14 protein-coding genes and 1 tRNA gene are annotated in these 14161 nt (G+C 40.8%); 10 read left to right on the top strand and 5 right to left on the bottom strand.

Going from position 1 to position 14161, the window contains the following annotated elements:
• Positions 1 to 7: 7 nt before the first annotated feature.
• On the top strand, positions 8 to 178 hold the full coding sequence (locus KMW37_RS03910) for a hypothetical protein (protein WP_215223265.1): 171 nt from the start codon (positions 8 to 10) through the stop codon (positions 176 to 178).
• Here the strand turns inward: KMW37_RS03910 and KMW37_RS03915 are convergent.
• From KMW37_RS03915 to KMW37_RS03925, 3 genes are read right to left on the bottom strand one after another with little or no spacing between them, the layout of a single operon-like run.
• On the bottom strand, positions 175 to 639 hold the full coding sequence (locus KMW37_RS03915; protein WP_215223266.1) for a nuclear transport factor 2 family protein: 465 nt from the start codon (positions 637 to 639) through the stop codon (positions 175 to 177). The two genes, KMW37_RS03910 and KMW37_RS03915, sit on opposite strands and share 4 nt — an antisense overlap.
• Positions 640 to 646: 7 nt before the next feature.
• Complete coding sequence (locus KMW37_RS03920) at positions 647 to 1345, bottom strand: GIN domain-containing protein (protein WP_215223267.1); 699 nt, start codon at positions 1343 to 1345, stop codon at positions 647 to 649.
• 12 nt (positions 1346 to 1357) lie between these two features.
• A complete protein-coding gene (locus tag KMW37_RS03925) occupies positions 1358 to 2038 on the bottom strand; it encodes an SDR family NAD(P)-dependent oxidoreductase (RefSeq protein WP_215223268.1) in 681 nt (226 codons plus the stop codon).
• Between the two features lie 88 nt (positions 2039 to 2126).
• On the opposite strand from KMW37_RS03925, the gene KMW37_RS03930 reads away from it, so the two are divergent.
• The 3 genes from KMW37_RS03930 (at position 2127) to KMW37_RS03940 (ending at position 3900) form a co-directional block, all read left to right on the top strand.
• On the top strand, positions 2127 to 3005 hold the full coding sequence (locus KMW37_RS03930) for a mechanosensitive ion channel family protein (protein WP_215223269.1): 879 nt from the start codon (positions 2127 to 2129) through the stop codon (positions 3003 to 3005).
• Entirely contained in the window at positions 2995 to 3333 is a 339-nt protein-coding gene (locus tag KMW37_RS03935) for an MGMT family protein (RefSeq protein ID WP_215223270.1), read from the top strand. The genes KMW37_RS03930 and KMW37_RS03935 overlap by 11 nt, the downstream gene beginning before the upstream one ends.
• A 201-nt stretch (positions 3334 to 3534) precedes the next feature.
• The gene (locus KMW37_RS03940) at positions 3535 to 3900 is read left to right on the top strand and encodes a helix-turn-helix domain-containing protein (protein WP_215223271.1); all 366 of its coding nucleotides are present in this window, start codon (positions 3535 to 3537) and stop codon (positions 3898 to 3900) included.
• Here KMW37_RS03940 and KMW37_RS03945 read toward each other — a convergent pair.
• Positions 3897 to 5354, bottom strand: a complete 1458-nt coding sequence (locus tag KMW37_RS03945) for a sodium:solute symporter (RefSeq protein WP_215223272.1) — start codon at positions 5352 to 5354, stop codon at positions 3897 to 3899. The genes KMW37_RS03940 and KMW37_RS03945 overlap by 4 nt on opposite strands.
• A 54-nt stretch (positions 5355 to 5408) precedes the next feature.
• On the opposite strand from KMW37_RS03945, the gene KMW37_RS03950 reads away from it, so the two are divergent.
• Both KMW37_RS03950 and recR read left to right on the top strand, forming a co-directional pair.
• Positions 5409 to 5702 (top strand): ATP-dependent Clp protease adaptor ClpS, encoded by a 294-nt coding sequence (locus tag KMW37_RS03950; protein ID WP_215223273.1) that lies wholly within the window; start codon positions 5409 to 5411, stop codon positions 5700 to 5702.
• 12 nt (positions 5703 to 5714) lie between these two features.
• Positions 5715 to 6335, top strand: a complete 621-nt coding sequence (gene recR, locus KMW37_RS03955; protein WP_215223274.1) for a recombination mediator RecR — start codon at positions 5715 to 5717, stop codon at positions 6333 to 6335.
• 787 nt (positions 6336 to 7122) lie between these two features.
• On the opposite strand, the gene KMW37_RS03960 is transcribed toward recR, so the two are convergent.
• Positions 7123 to 7199 (bottom strand) — tRNA-Ala (locus tag KMW37_RS03960).
• A 219-nt stretch (positions 7200 to 7418) separates the two neighbouring features.
• Here KMW37_RS03960 and KMW37_RS03965 point away from each other — a divergent pair.
• From KMW37_RS03965 to KMW37_RS03980, 4 genes are all read left to right on the top strand, one after another.
• A complete protein-coding gene (locus KMW37_RS03965) occupies positions 7419 to 8021 on the top strand; it encodes an RNA polymerase sigma factor (protein WP_215223275.1) in 603 nt (200 codons plus the stop codon).
• A 97-nt stretch (positions 8022 to 8118) separates the two neighbouring features.
• Positions 8119 to 9054: a FecR family protein gene (locus tag KMW37_RS03970; RefSeq protein WP_215223276.1), complete on the top strand. Its 936-nt coding sequence runs from the start codon at positions 8119 to 8121 to the stop codon at positions 9052 to 9054.
• Between the two features lie 69 nt (positions 9055 to 9123).
• On the top strand, positions 9124 to 12627 hold the full coding sequence (locus tag KMW37_RS03975) for a SusC/RagA family TonB-linked outer membrane protein (RefSeq protein WP_215223277.1): 3504 nt from the start codon (positions 9124 to 9126) through the stop codon (positions 12625 to 12627).
• Positions 12628 to 12648: 21 nt separating this feature from the next.
• Positions 12649 to 14088 carry a SusD/RagB family nutrient-binding outer membrane lipoprotein gene (locus KMW37_RS03980; protein WP_215223278.1) on the top strand — a complete coding sequence of 480 codons (1440 nt, stop codon included), beginning with the start codon at positions 12649 to 12651 and terminating at the stop codon, positions 14086 to 14088.
• Positions 14089 to 14161 lie beyond the last annotated feature (73 nt).

Raw genomic sequence — 14161 nt, forward strand, 5'->3', positions numbered from 1 at the left:
TTTGAGCATGAGTATTAAAAACGGCTTCGTTTCGGCAATAGCAGTATTCCTGCTCTTTATCCTTTTCAAAGGCGCTGTCAAAGGCGATCAGGGACAAATAATCTTTGTATCTGCATTTATTTTATTGGAAGTAATCATCATCTCAGCAGTAGTGCTCAAAAGATGGAAAAAATCTTAGCAGCCCTTTTTCCTTCTTGTATCAATAATATAGACCACTCTCCACCCTTCTGGTTTCTTTACCATTTGAAAGGAATTGACACCGCAATGACTCAACTCCCCATTGACATAAAACTCATAGGGAACCCAAACTGATGCCATAGGGCCGTCTTGCTTGATTTCCATGGACAATATTCTTTCCTCTAGGTTCATCTCTGCAGGAACTGCTGCTATCCCGTTTACAAACTCCTTTGGACTGGAAGTTTCCACCCTTACACTATCCAGCCCCTGTTTAATCGTCTGTAAATACCCTTCCTTTGCAAAAGCCCCTTCCAGTAGGGCCACATCCCTATCCTGCATCCCCTTAAACAATGAGACAATGGCCTCTTTGATTTGCTCATCATCTGATATTGCCTGAGCACTAAGTCCAAAAGAAAACCCCGCCAATAACAGCAGGGTTAACATCAATTTCTTAATCGTCATATATCTATCAATTATTTTTTCTAGCTATATCGCCACCAGTATTTGTTTTTACATCTACCATTCCCGGATCGCCAGTATACCAGACCTTTCCGGCGGTTCCTGCTGTACCTTTAATAGAGCTTTCCACAACAATCGTAGAAACAGCAGCTGTATTGGTCCTTACCTCAGCATTTTTAACAACAAGACTGTCTCCAGAAATAGTAGCCTTGGTGAATGCCTCCAAATCCAATTCATTGGCAGTTCCTTCAATGAAAATCTTCCCATTGGTCATCCCTACTAACTTCAAGCTGTTCACATTCACTTCTCCTTCAATATAACTACTGTTTTCAGCCACCAATGTAAGGTTCTTACTTTTCACAAGATCCTTAACAAACACCTTTGCACTACTATTTGATGAAATCTTATCCAATTTACCCGCATACGTAATCACCACTTTTACGGTATTTGTCCCAAAACTTCCTTTCCCCATCTTCACTTTTAACTGTCTGTCCTTCACTTCGGTCACAACATTGGATGCATCCGTCCCTGAGGCCATAATCTGCACTTCATAACGATCCCCTTTCACCAAATCCGCTTCTATGGAATTGCTTATTTCTACTCCATTGAAAATGGAAACAGTTCTGGTTTCTTCGTTGGTTTGGGCAAATAAGTTAAAACTGCTGATCAAAAATACCAGCGTGAAAATTGTTGAAATTTGTTTTTTCATTGTGTTGATAATTTAGACTCCACCGTATAGTTTAAAGGTTGTGTTTTTTAATGATGGGTTACTGACCGCAAAGTGCATGGCTTCTGCAATTTCTGCTGGACTAACCCATTTAGAATAATCTTGGTCTGGCATTGCTTCACGATTAGGAGGTGTATCAATAATGCTTGGTACAAATACATGAGCCTTAACCCCTGCATCTTTGCCCTCCTCCGAAACAAGCTCAGCCAAATCCAATACCAAACCTTTACTCAAAGTGTATGCCACAAGTGATTTACCATCTCTAAGCTGAAGCGCTGGTCTTGCTCCAACAAACAGAATACTGCCCTTTTCGGCCTTTTTAAATACTGGCAAAAAGGCTTTGCACATATTGTAAGCGCTAAAGAAGTTTAATTGGAACATTTTCTCAATGTCCTCCTTAGAAGTATTTTCTAAATCCCCCATAGCAAAACCTCCTACCAAAAGCGCCATGGCATCTAGCTCTCCCCCATACTGCATAGCATATTCCTTTGCAAACTCGGCTACCGCCTGCTCATCAGTTACATCCAACTCATAAACATCATCTGCTTCTTCCATTTCTTCAAGCTTTCCATGGTGAACGGTGGCAATCACCCTAAACCCTTCACGCTTAAACTTTTCCACAACAGATTTTCCCAAATTTCCCTCAGCACCAGTTACGATGATATTTCTATTCATATTTTGTTTATGGTTAAATTGTTATTTTTTGCTACTATTGATGCAAAAAGTATTCACTTAAAATTAAGACTTTATTTCCGAAAACGGCATGTCAACAGAAAAAACAGAAATCAGAGAGAAAGAAAAGCGCAAAAGACTGTTGTTCTTTTTTAAGTTAGTTGCCTTTATGCTGATCAAAATTTTTGAAGATCCCATTTCCTCTTTTCTAGAACTTTTCTTCTCTAACCATCATGCCCCTTTAAGGGCCATAACATTTTTTCTAAGCAGTAATATCCTGATTTCTTTGGGCAGGATCATTACCGTCCGATTTTACCTGCGCAGAAAAGGAAAAGATCCATTTAGAAGCAATTTTGTATTGGGAATTAACCATATTTCCAGCATCCTTAATGTTGCTGCAGCATTGATATCCATCCTGCTTTTATTCGGCATCAGCCCCATCGCATTCTTCACCAGCATCACTATTGTGGCGGCAGCCATAGCCTTACTCTCCAAGGACTATATCACCAATATGATCAATGGACTGATCATCATGTTTTCGGACCAGCTGTCTCTAGGTGACATGATCAAAATCGGGGACCAACAAGGAAGGATTAGAGATGTCACCTTGCTCAATATGGTTCTCATCAATGAGGATGCGGATATAGTCATGATCCCAAACAGTACCATCTTGACCTCACAGGTAGTCAATTATTCCAAGCAGCATCATAAAAAGCTGACCTTTGAATTTGAAATGAAAATCAACCAATCCATGGAAGTCAACCAAATTGAATCGAGGCTTAAATCGACCATTACAGCTTACAACAAAGTCATCAATATGGACAGTTTCACTTTGAAGACCATGGAAATCCTGAAAGAAGCAGTTAAATTCAAGTGTCAATTGATGATGACGACGGCTGACAAAACCAAAGAAAAGGAAATAAGACGATTGATGAACCAAACCATAATAGAAATAGCCTGTGAAAACTGATAAGGAAAACTTTTTTGACCTAGTTTACCAGGTGGTAAGACTGATCCCTAAAGGACGAGCTACCTCTTATGGAGCCATCGCCAATTACTTGGGAGCAAAAGGCAGCGCAAGAACCGTGGGCTACGCCATGAATGCATGCCACGGTATTAAAGACGTTCCTGCACATCGTGTAGTCAACCGACTAGGATTACTTACTGGAAAACACCATTTTTCACCACCAGAGAAAATGCAAAAACTACTTGAAGCCGAAGGATTGATCATTGAGGATGATAAAATTAAAAACTTCAAAAACATTTTCTGGGACCCTAATAAAGAACTGGCATTATGATTAATATTTACCAGTAATTCTACATTCAATACAAAGAATGCGTAATTCCTCTACTTATTAAGATTACAAAAAAGCCTGTAATTATTACCATTTTTAACTTTTTTACCGCTTTCCAAACCAGTTTTTGGTTAAAAACGTTTAATATTAAAATTGTGTACGCTTTTTGTAGTACAAGTTTAGATTGAAACGGATTAATTAAGTATGGAACGAGGACTAAAACAACACATTGCTGAGAACCTTAGGAAATACAGGGTACTCAGAGGATTCACACAGGAATACATTGCCGACTATCTAGGTAAAAAAGATTATACAGCTTACTCTAGATACGAGCAGGGGCGTTCCAACCTAAAAATGGATGATGCCATAAAATTATCTGAACTCTATGAGGTAGAGGTTCAAGATCTCATTAATGGCTCTCCTGGTATCAAGCAGAAGAAAGAAGGAGACGGCAACCAAGAAAACAGCTTGTCTTTAATGGTAACCTTAGATGGCAGTCTGGAGACCTTGGAAGACCAGCTAAAGAGATTGAAAAAAGTGAATTCATTAATCGAAAGAGGAGAAATTTAAACATTTCTCCTCTTTTTTTTGCTCCACAGAAACAATCCCAAGAACATTAAACCACCATTGAGAATCAGTACTTCAAAACCAAATTGGTATCCCCAGAGCCATTCCTTGGAATTGGCACTTAATATGTAGGCTATCAGTGGTGCTAATACGGCTATTACCGGGACTGCTTTGTCCTTCACTTCCCTTTTGGTAAACAAACCAAAACTGTATAGCCCCAAAAGTGGGCCATAGGTATAACCCGCAATGATAAAGACGGCATTGATCACACTTTGATCATTGATCCATCTAAAAGCTAGTATGACCAAAAACATCAAAGCGGTAAAGGCAAGATGGACTTTTTTCCTAATGGTGACTTGCTGCTTTTTAGGATACCTCCTTTCGATCTCCAAGAAATCATAACAAAAGGAAGTGGTCAAGGCCGTCAAAGTAGAATCAGCACTCGAATAGGCTGCAGCAATTATCCCAAGCACAAACACTGTCCCTGCAAACACGCTAAAATGCTGCGTGGCCAGCATGGGATAGAGGTCATCTGTCCTTTCTGGTAAGCCAATGCCATTTACTGCACAATATTGATACAGCAGTACCCCTAAAACTAAAAAGAAAAAATTCACTACCACCAGAATGATGGTAAACCAAAACATATTCTTTTGTGCTTCACCAATATTCCTACAGGTAAGGTTTTTTTGCATCATATCCTGATCGAGACCTGTCATTACAATGACAATAAACGCTCCCGAAGCAAATTGCTTGAAGAAATTTGTACTGGATTTCCAATCCCAATCAAAGATCCTAGATTTAGAATCCTCCATGGCACTCCCCACCAATTCACCCACTCCTGATATTCCTAGATCTCGTGAAATAAGATAAATACTAGTCCCTACTGCCAACAACATAAATAAGGTCTGCAAAGTATCCGTCCAAACCACAGTCTTGATCCCTCCCCTATGGGTATATAGCCAGATCAAAGAAACAGTAATCAGCACGGAACCCCAAAAGGGAATGCCCCAGTCATCAAAAAGGATAAGCTGTAAAACCCCAGCCACCAAAAAGACCCTAATAGAAGAGCCCAGTGTTCTGGAAAGTATAAAATAAAATGCTCCCGTTTTGTAGGACCAAAAACCAAATCTATCCTCCAAATAGGAGTAAATAGAAACCAGATTCAAACGATAATATAGTGGTAAAAGCACCTTGGCCACCGTAAAATAACCTAAGGTATACCCCAAAACCACCTGAAAATAATAGAAATTGCTACTTCCCACCTCACCGGGAACAGATATAAAAGTCACCCCCGAAAGAGAGGCCCCTATCATACCAAATGCCACCAGAAACCATGGAGATTGCCTATCGCCGGTAAAAAATGTTTCCTCTGAGAGTTTTCTTGATGTCAACCAAGAAATGATGAACAACAATAGGAAATAGGATGTTATGACTAGGAGTATTACATTTGAATCCATTCTATACTAAATATTAAAGGCTGCTAATTTGTCTATTATTATTAACTTTGCAAAATGAGCATGCAACCATTAGAACATACTGTAGAAGAAGAAATTGAAATCTTATTAGAAGATTTGGTCGACACTGAAGAGCATGACTTGGTGGTTTTCAATGATGACATCAATACCTTTGAACATGTTACCAAGGTTTTGATCAAAGTCTGCAAACATAGCCAGGAACAGGCTGAACAATGCACGATGATCATCCACTACAAGGGTAAATGTGCTGTTAAAAAAGGCAGCAGGAATCAATTGAAGCCTATGTGTCAATCCATTTTGGATGCGGGCATTCAGGCAGCCATCGTCTAATCATTCTTGCCGGTGAACTTCCCTTCTAAACTTATTGAAGATGCTGTGAATGAAATCAGCCGTCTTCCAGGTATAGGTAAAAAGACTGCCCTCAGGCTAACATTGCACCTACTAAAACAGCCAGAAGTAATTTCGGATAGCTTGACAGAGGCCATTTCAAAACTTCGAAAAAATACCAGATACTGTAAGGTTTGCCATAATATTTCGGATCAGGAGGTCTGTAGCATATGCTTAGGGGCCCGAAGAGATAAAGGGCTTATCTGTGTAGTAGAGGACATTCCCGATGTCTTGGCTATTGAAAACACTTCACAGTATAATGGACTTTACCATGTTTTGGGAGGGGTACTTTCCCCTATACAAGGTATCGGTCCTGAAGAGCTCAAAATCGAATCTTTACTTTATCGTATAGACCATCCCCATAGTGGCGAACCAATTACTGAGGTAATTTTGGCCCTTCCATCCACCATGGAAGGTGATACCACTGCATTTTATATCACCAGAAAACTGAAAGAAAAAGGCCTTAAAGTAAGCACCATTGCTAGAGGCATCCCTATCGGCGGTGAATTGGAATATACCGATGAGGTTACATTGGGAAGGAGTATACTCACTCGTGTCAACTATTCGGCGGATTAAGCAATTCTCCACCTCTTCAAGCATCATATAACAGGCCGAGGAACCTTTTAAGCGCCTGACACCTCCTTATGTTCCTCTTATGGATCAGCCTAGAACAAGTAAGGTATTCTTTTACATCTCTCTGGATCAAGCAGGGCTCATATCCAAATTATCTTCGGATTATACTCGGGTATAACCGAGGGTAATCCGAAGGTGATCCGAAGGAGATCCCTGAGTGGTCCGAAGATTATTTGGTTTTTATAAAAACAAAGGCAAAGACAACCCAAGGACGATGTGAGCAGAAATAGGCACTAAGCACAGAATTGCTACTGGACAGGGCAGCCGTTAAAACTAAAAATTGGAGCCAGGCATAAAAGTGAGCTATATAAATTTTGGGCGGCTTAGAGGGCGGCTTCAAACACATATTCCAGTAATGGCCACAAAGGAGATTTAGCGAATTATTATAGTGTTAAACCCGAAATACGCATTAGCTTATCTACACCGCTGCGCACAAGTATTACGGACTTAAAACACTTTAAAATCAGTCGCTTTGCTGCTGTCTTCGACTTCACCATAAAGGCGCTATGCCTCAGTCTCCAAACAGCCTGATTTTCTTGCATTTTCAGCCCTCACTACGATTGCTAATGCATAATCCGGGTTAAATGGTTTTCCTTATTAGCAGCACATCATGACTAACTAAGCCTTAGGCATTTTCCAAGAAATATTGTATGCTCCTATCGCTACTGTCCTCCCACTCTATGCTCCCTTAAAAACAAAAAAACCGTAATCGTTTGATCACGGTTTCGAGTGGTGGAGAATATCGGATTCGAACCGATGACCTCTACACTGCCAGTGTAGCGCTCTAGCCAACTGAGCTAATCCCCCTTAATGAGGGCACAAATATAGGGTGGGGATTTTTTTGAAACAAGACTTTTCTATCTTTTGACCAAGATTTTTTATCACACTTTTTTTTCGAAAAAGCATAACCAAACAGAAAACCTTCAATTCAATATAAATAGGTTCATATTTCCATAACCTAAACTTAAAATCATAAATAGGTATCATTTTTTAACAATCCCTTACTTTGCTGCTGTAAGCTAAACCATGAACCAATCCAGCAATAACATACCTGATACTCAGCTCTTGTTACGACTAAGGCAAGACGACAATGCTGCTTTTCAGCTTATCTTTGACCGATACTGGAAGCGACTTTTTGCCTATGCCTATAGCGTTTATAGAGACGAAGGAGTCTGTGAAGATTGTGTACAGGAAATATTTATAAGTCTCTGGAAAAACAATAAAGAAACAACCATCCTCCACTTAGAAAGTTACCTTTTTAAAGCTATCAAGTACAAACTGTCTGCACATATCAAAAAGCTAAAGTTCGACTTTGCCCACGAAGAAGAATTAAAATCACTTAGTATTCCTCAACATGAAAACACGAACATGGAGTACCACGAGTTGGAGGAAATCCTCACTGCTCATATCAATAAGCTTTCTGGAAAATGTCGGGAGGTCTTTGTACTCAGTCGCCTAAAAAACAGATCTAACAGCGAAATTGCTAAAGAACTAAACATCTCCAAACGAACAGTAGAAGGCCATATTAGCATGGCACTCAAACAACTCCGCTCCCAGCTTCGTGAAACTAGTTACTTAACGGTTCCTCCTATACTTTTCACACTTTATATTACCCTAAGATTACTGTAACATCACCTTACCAAGTCAATAATTAAGAAACTTTTAAGTTCACTCTTTTCGCTAAGTGTGCCTCCTATTTTTCACACTATCCCTTAAAGAGCACATTTTGATAAAAGAAGAATTCTTAAAGCTGGTGGAAAAACACCGGCAAGGAACAGCAACAGCAAGCGAGGTCAAGCTCGTAGAAAAATTCTACGACAATATGCAATATCATGCCACTCTGGAAGATATCGAATCCATAGTATCCGAAGAAAAAGGGCATCAGCTCTTCGATGCTATCATAACAAAACTATCGGATAGAAAACAAATCAATAACAGACCAATCTGGCCCATCTTTAAAGTTGCGGCAGCTCTTTTACTCATTATGGTCATGGCTGTTACCATCAAACATATTGCTGAAAACAGAAATATAACGGTCAGTACCGCCATAGGTGAGCAAATGGAAGTTCTGCTTAATGATGGCAGCACCGTCACCTTAAGTGAAAACAGTCGTCTTACCTATCCCAGATCATTCAGAAATGCCAGAGAAGTAAACTTGGAAGGCAGGGCTTTCTTTGATATTAAAAGAGATATATCTAGCCCCTTTTTGGTTCACACCGAAAACGCGGATATAAAAGTGCTGGGAACCTCCTTTGATGTAAACTGCCAAAGTCCCGAGGCCACCACTGTCAGTGTAATCACAGGAAAAGTTCAAGTAAGCCCTCTAAAACATCCAGAAGAAGCTGTAGTAATAAGCAGAAACCAACAGCTTACCAGTTCCTCCACCCAACTATTAGCCATCTCTTCTTTTAGAAGTCAAGAGCCTATTTCCTGGACCAAGCTAATTGTCCTCAAAAACACCAGTCTTGGCGAGGCTGCTGAAATGCTGGAAAACCGTTTTGGAATCAAAATAAAATTTGAATCCAAGGCACTAAAAGAGCAGCGAATCAGCGGAAAATTCAAGAATGAGACAATAGATAATATTTTAAAAAGCATCGCCATGCTCAAGCAATTCTCTTATGAGTTTCAAAATGAGAACACCATTTATATAAAGAAAAAATAGAAATACTCTGCTCAATGCTATCAGAAAAGGATATCAAACATAAACACAACCAATTTAATTTCAATTAAAATGAAAACACCATTACAACCATTAACTGCTCAGATTCGGCAATCAGGGCTTTTATTGCTCAGCCTGTTATTCATGGCAGCACAAGCCTATTCCCTTCCTGAGGGGAATAAACACTCGAAAGTTCGTTTATCTCTATCCTTGGAGGATGCAAAAATCACCCAAGTACTTTCCGAAATCGAGCGCAAAACAGCATTCTATTTTATTTTTGACGAGAAGGTAAGTCAAGATGGTACCTTGTTCTCCTTCCAATTTAATGATGAGCCTTTACCGGAAATTCTCAACCAAATCGGTCATGAAACGGGCTTTTCATTCAAAACTACCAATAACACAATTATTGTTTTACCTACTCAATCTCCTCGACAATCACTAACGGGAAAAGTCACCGATAATGAAGGGGAAGCCCTTCCAGGTGTCACCTTACTAATCAAAGGGACCTCAAAAGGAGGCATCAGTGGTATCAACGGAGAATTCGCACTTGAAATTGAATCCTTCCCAATAACACTGATTGTTTCATACCTGGGATATAAAACAAAAGAAGTCCCTGTGCTTCAAGCCGGCCATATAACGATCACCTTAGAAGAAAACGTCAATGCCCTGGATGAAGTAGTCGTTACTGCCTTAGGAATGGAGAGGGAAGAGAAGAAGCTTGGTTACGCCCAGCAAACCATTGACTCCAGGCAGCTTACCGATGCCCGCCCCAACAACTGGTCTGAAGCTTTACGAGGCAAAGTCCCTGGCCTACAAATCAATGGGCTAGGTGGCCCTGTAGGTTCTCAACAGATTGTCTTGAGAGGTAACAGCTCTCTGGACCCGGGGAATAATGGTGCCCTGATTGTCATTGACGGAGTACCTATCCAAAATGAACACCCAGGCTCAGGCCCCTCAAATGGCTATATGGGCGGAAGTGCCAGCAATGATACGCCTATAGATTATGGTAATGCCATCTCTGATCTCAACCCTGATGATATTGAAAGTGTCTCGGTACTAAAAGGTCCTGCCGCTTCAGCACTTTATGGCTATCAAGCTGCAAATGGCGCTGTCATTATCACCACCAAATCTGGAAAAGGCCAGAAAGGACTGGGCGTCACAGTCAGTAGCAACACCAAATTCGACAATATCCAAAGATGGCCAGATTGGCAATATGAATATGGCCAAGGCAGCGGAAAAGGAGGATACTTAAAACCGGCAACCGATGAAAACGGTAATCCTGTACCTTATAATGACCGACTTTATTATACTTATGGTGCCTCAGAAGATGGCAATAGCACTGGAGGAAGTAGTAGCGCCTTTGGGCCTAGATTTGATGGACAATATTACTACCAATATGACCCTACCGTAGAAGGACAGTCGCCTGAAAGGCAATTATGGAGACCGTACGAAAATAACCGCAAGGACTTTTGGAAAACTGGCGTGACTCAGACCACCAACATTTCCATCCAAGGTGGCGATGAAAAAGGTTCTATGCGAGGTTCAATCACCCATTCCAAAAATGATTGGATCATGCCAAACACTGGATTTGAACAGCTATCACTTTCCGTCAATGGAAACTACCAAGTAACCGATCATATCAAGCTTAGTTCTGTAGTGGACTACAGAAACCGTACCAGCGACAACCTACCTGGACAAGGATATAACAACCACTCCATTGCTTATTTTATGATTTTCCAAAACCCCAATGTGGACCTCGCATGGTACGAGCCTATATGGAAAAAAGGTCAGGAGCAAGTGGACATGATCAGGCCTTATAGTAGCTATATAGACAACCCTTATGCCATGGTATATGAGATCCAAAATAGCCTTGATCAATATGCCATCACTGGGAATTTTAAAATGGATATCGAACTCCATCCTAAGGTCAAGCTAATGCTCCGCGGAGCCCTAAATATGTATGACAAAAACATGGACCAGGAAAGACCTTATGATATCAACCGATATGCACGAGGTTATTATCGCAAAACGAATGTATTTAAACAAGAAGTTAATACGGACTTTTTACTAAGCTATACCGACACTTTTAACGATTGGGAAGTTTCCGCCAATTTTGGTGGCAACAGAATGGATTACCGCTACCTCCGCCAAGATTCTTGGGCCGAAGGGCTTGAGATCCCCGGAGAATATAATCTGGTAAACGGCTCTCAACTATTCACAAGCAAGTTTGATGGCTACAACAAAGTAAACAGTTTATACGGAATGGTGACCTTGGGCTGGCAGGACAAAGTATTCCTTGACCTAACGGGACGTAATGACTGGAACAGCATCTTACCCAAACACAATCAATCTTATTTCTTCCCATCAGCAAGTTCCGGCATCATCCTGAATGAAATCTTCGATATGCCAAGAAATATTACTTTTGCTAAATTTAGAGCTTCTATAGCCCAAGTAGGTGGTGCCGGAAAATATGGCAATCGCTATAGCACAGATAAATACTACAGGCGTTCTGATTTCCCTGGCTCAGCCTTAGCTCCGACCTCTTTGTACAATACGGATTTCAAACCAGAAATTACCACAAGTAAAGAATTGGGAATTGACTTCAGGATGTTCCAAAGCAGGCTAAAACTAGATGTGGCAATTTACCAGAACAACAGTAAAAACCAAATATTCAATGCGCCACTTCCTTATTCATCTGGTTACCGAAGTGTAACTATCAATGCTGGTGAAGTACGTAACCGAGGAATTGAGGTCATGCTCAATGGCACTCCTGTAAAGAACAAGAACTTCAAATGGAACACCACCCTAACTTGGGCCAAAAACAAAGGAACGGTAATGTCCCTTCATGAAAATGCCGAGGGTGGCAGATTCGAAATGCTAAGTTCCTCCAGCGCTAGACTTGTCGCTGTTGAGGGAGGCTCTCCAGCGGCACTTTATGGTAGAGGTTACAAAAGAAGTCCTCAAGGCGAGATCATTTTCAATGAAAATGGCGCTCCAGAAATGACAGATGACATTATTTATATCGGAGATACACAACCAAAGTGGGTCGCAGGTTTCATCAACTCCTTCCAATATAAAAACTTCCGCATCAATGCGGTTATAGATGCAAAATATGGTGGAACCATTTACTCTCACACCCACCACAAACTTACACAACAAGGCAAGCTGAAACATACCCTAGTGGGAAGGGAAGAAGGAGAACTCGTCGGCAAAGGCGTAGTGGACAATGGTGATGGCACCTACTCTCCTAACACCAAGGCCATCTCCATCGCCAACTACTATAACCTAATGTATCCACTGGCCAATACCGAAGCCAATTCCTTTGATGCATCATTTATAAAGTTGAGGGAAGTGACCCTTTCTTATGATTTCTCTGAGAAATTCCTTTCAAAAACACCACTTAATGAAATGAAACTTTCCGTCTATGGCAGAAACTTAGCGGTCATCTCGGACTTCCCTATATATGACCCTGAGGTTGCCGGTTTTGCAGGAGGCACCAATATGCACCCAGGTGTGGAAGTCGGCCAAATGCCAGTTCCTAATGAATATGGCGTAAATGTCGTTATCGGATTTTAATCAGCTAATAAAACTACAGTCATGAAAAAATACATATATCCTTTATTTGTAGCCTCCTTTTGTATTTGGGTAAGCTCATGTTCAAAAGATTTTGAAGAGACAAATACAGATCCTAACAACTTAAGTAAAATCACGGCGGGAAGTACATTAAATCCCGTGCTATATAGCTTGGCCAGTCAAAATGCTAAGCAAATGCGCAGTAATACTGCCCCATTGATGCAAATGTTCCTGCAAACCGATGATTTCAACAATTCTCCCTTCTTTTACGATTTTGACCAGAACATCGGGGCTTCTACATGGAATAATTACTATACCAATCTCAGTAATATTGAGGAAATGCGAGAAGCAGCTGTAAGGGATGCGCTTCCCAATTATGAAGCTATCGCCTTGACCCTAAAAGCCTATGCATATTCTGTATTGACAGATTGTTTTGGGGATATCCCAATGGCCAATGCCCTCCAAGCTGAGGAAGATGTATGGTATCCTGAATTCTCACCTCAGGAAGATATTTACACACAACTTTTGGCAGACTTGGAATATGCCAACAGCATCTACGACGCTGAACAAGGCATGCCTTATGTGAGTGATATTTTGTACCAAAACAATGTGCAGAAATGGAGAAAATTCACCAACTCACTCCACCTAAGGTTGTTACTTAGGATTTCAAACCGACCTGAAACGGGAGCTTTTGATAAAATCACTGAAATGATCAACAACCCGGCAACTTATCCTGTATTCGATTCGGGCGATGACGCGGCAGTGCTGCATTTGGATGGTATAGCCCCTACACTTTCTCCATGGGACCGACCACAGGACTTTGGGGTATTTAGGTATTACACGGAATTTTTTATTGATAATCTGAAAAATTTTGAAGATCCGCGAATAGGAGTATTTGCCAGTACAGCCAGAGGCTTGGAAAGTGAAGATTATGGCTATATCGGCCAACCAACAGACTTTGTAGAAAACCCCTTACCGGACAGTATCGCAACCGCCTCAGGAGTGAAAAGAAGTTTGGCAGAAGCCCCACTTATTATCCCTATAATGAGTTACGCGGAAGTAGAATTTATAAAAGCCGAAATGGCCCAAAGAGGGTATATAGATGATGCCCAATCACATTATGAAAAAGGCGTAAGGGCAGCCATTGAAATGTGGAGCCAAGAAGTACCCGATGGATATTTCGACAATCCTCATGCTGCCTATGATGGTAGCTTGGAACGTATTTTACTCCAAAAATACTATGATTTATTCTTTACAGACTATCAGGCTTGGTTTGAGCAGCGAAGGACTGGGCTACCCAACCTCCCTACTTCTGCTTCCATGCTAAATGAAGGAGAAATGCCTTCCAGGTTTTATTATCCTATCGACGAAGCCAATAGTAATTTCCAAAATTACCAAGAAGCTGTAACCCGAATGGGAGGAGATGAAATCAACATAAAAGTATGGTGGGACCGTAACAATTAAATTACTGCTTCAATCATGCATTGCATAAAAGGGTGTTTGTCAGCATTTAGCTGACAAACACCCTTTTTAATAT

The organism is Echinicola shivajiensis (genome assembly GCF_018642165.1).
Lineage (GTDB): Bacteria > Bacteroidota > Bacteroidia > Cytophagales > Cyclobacteriaceae > Echinicola > Echinicola shivajiensis.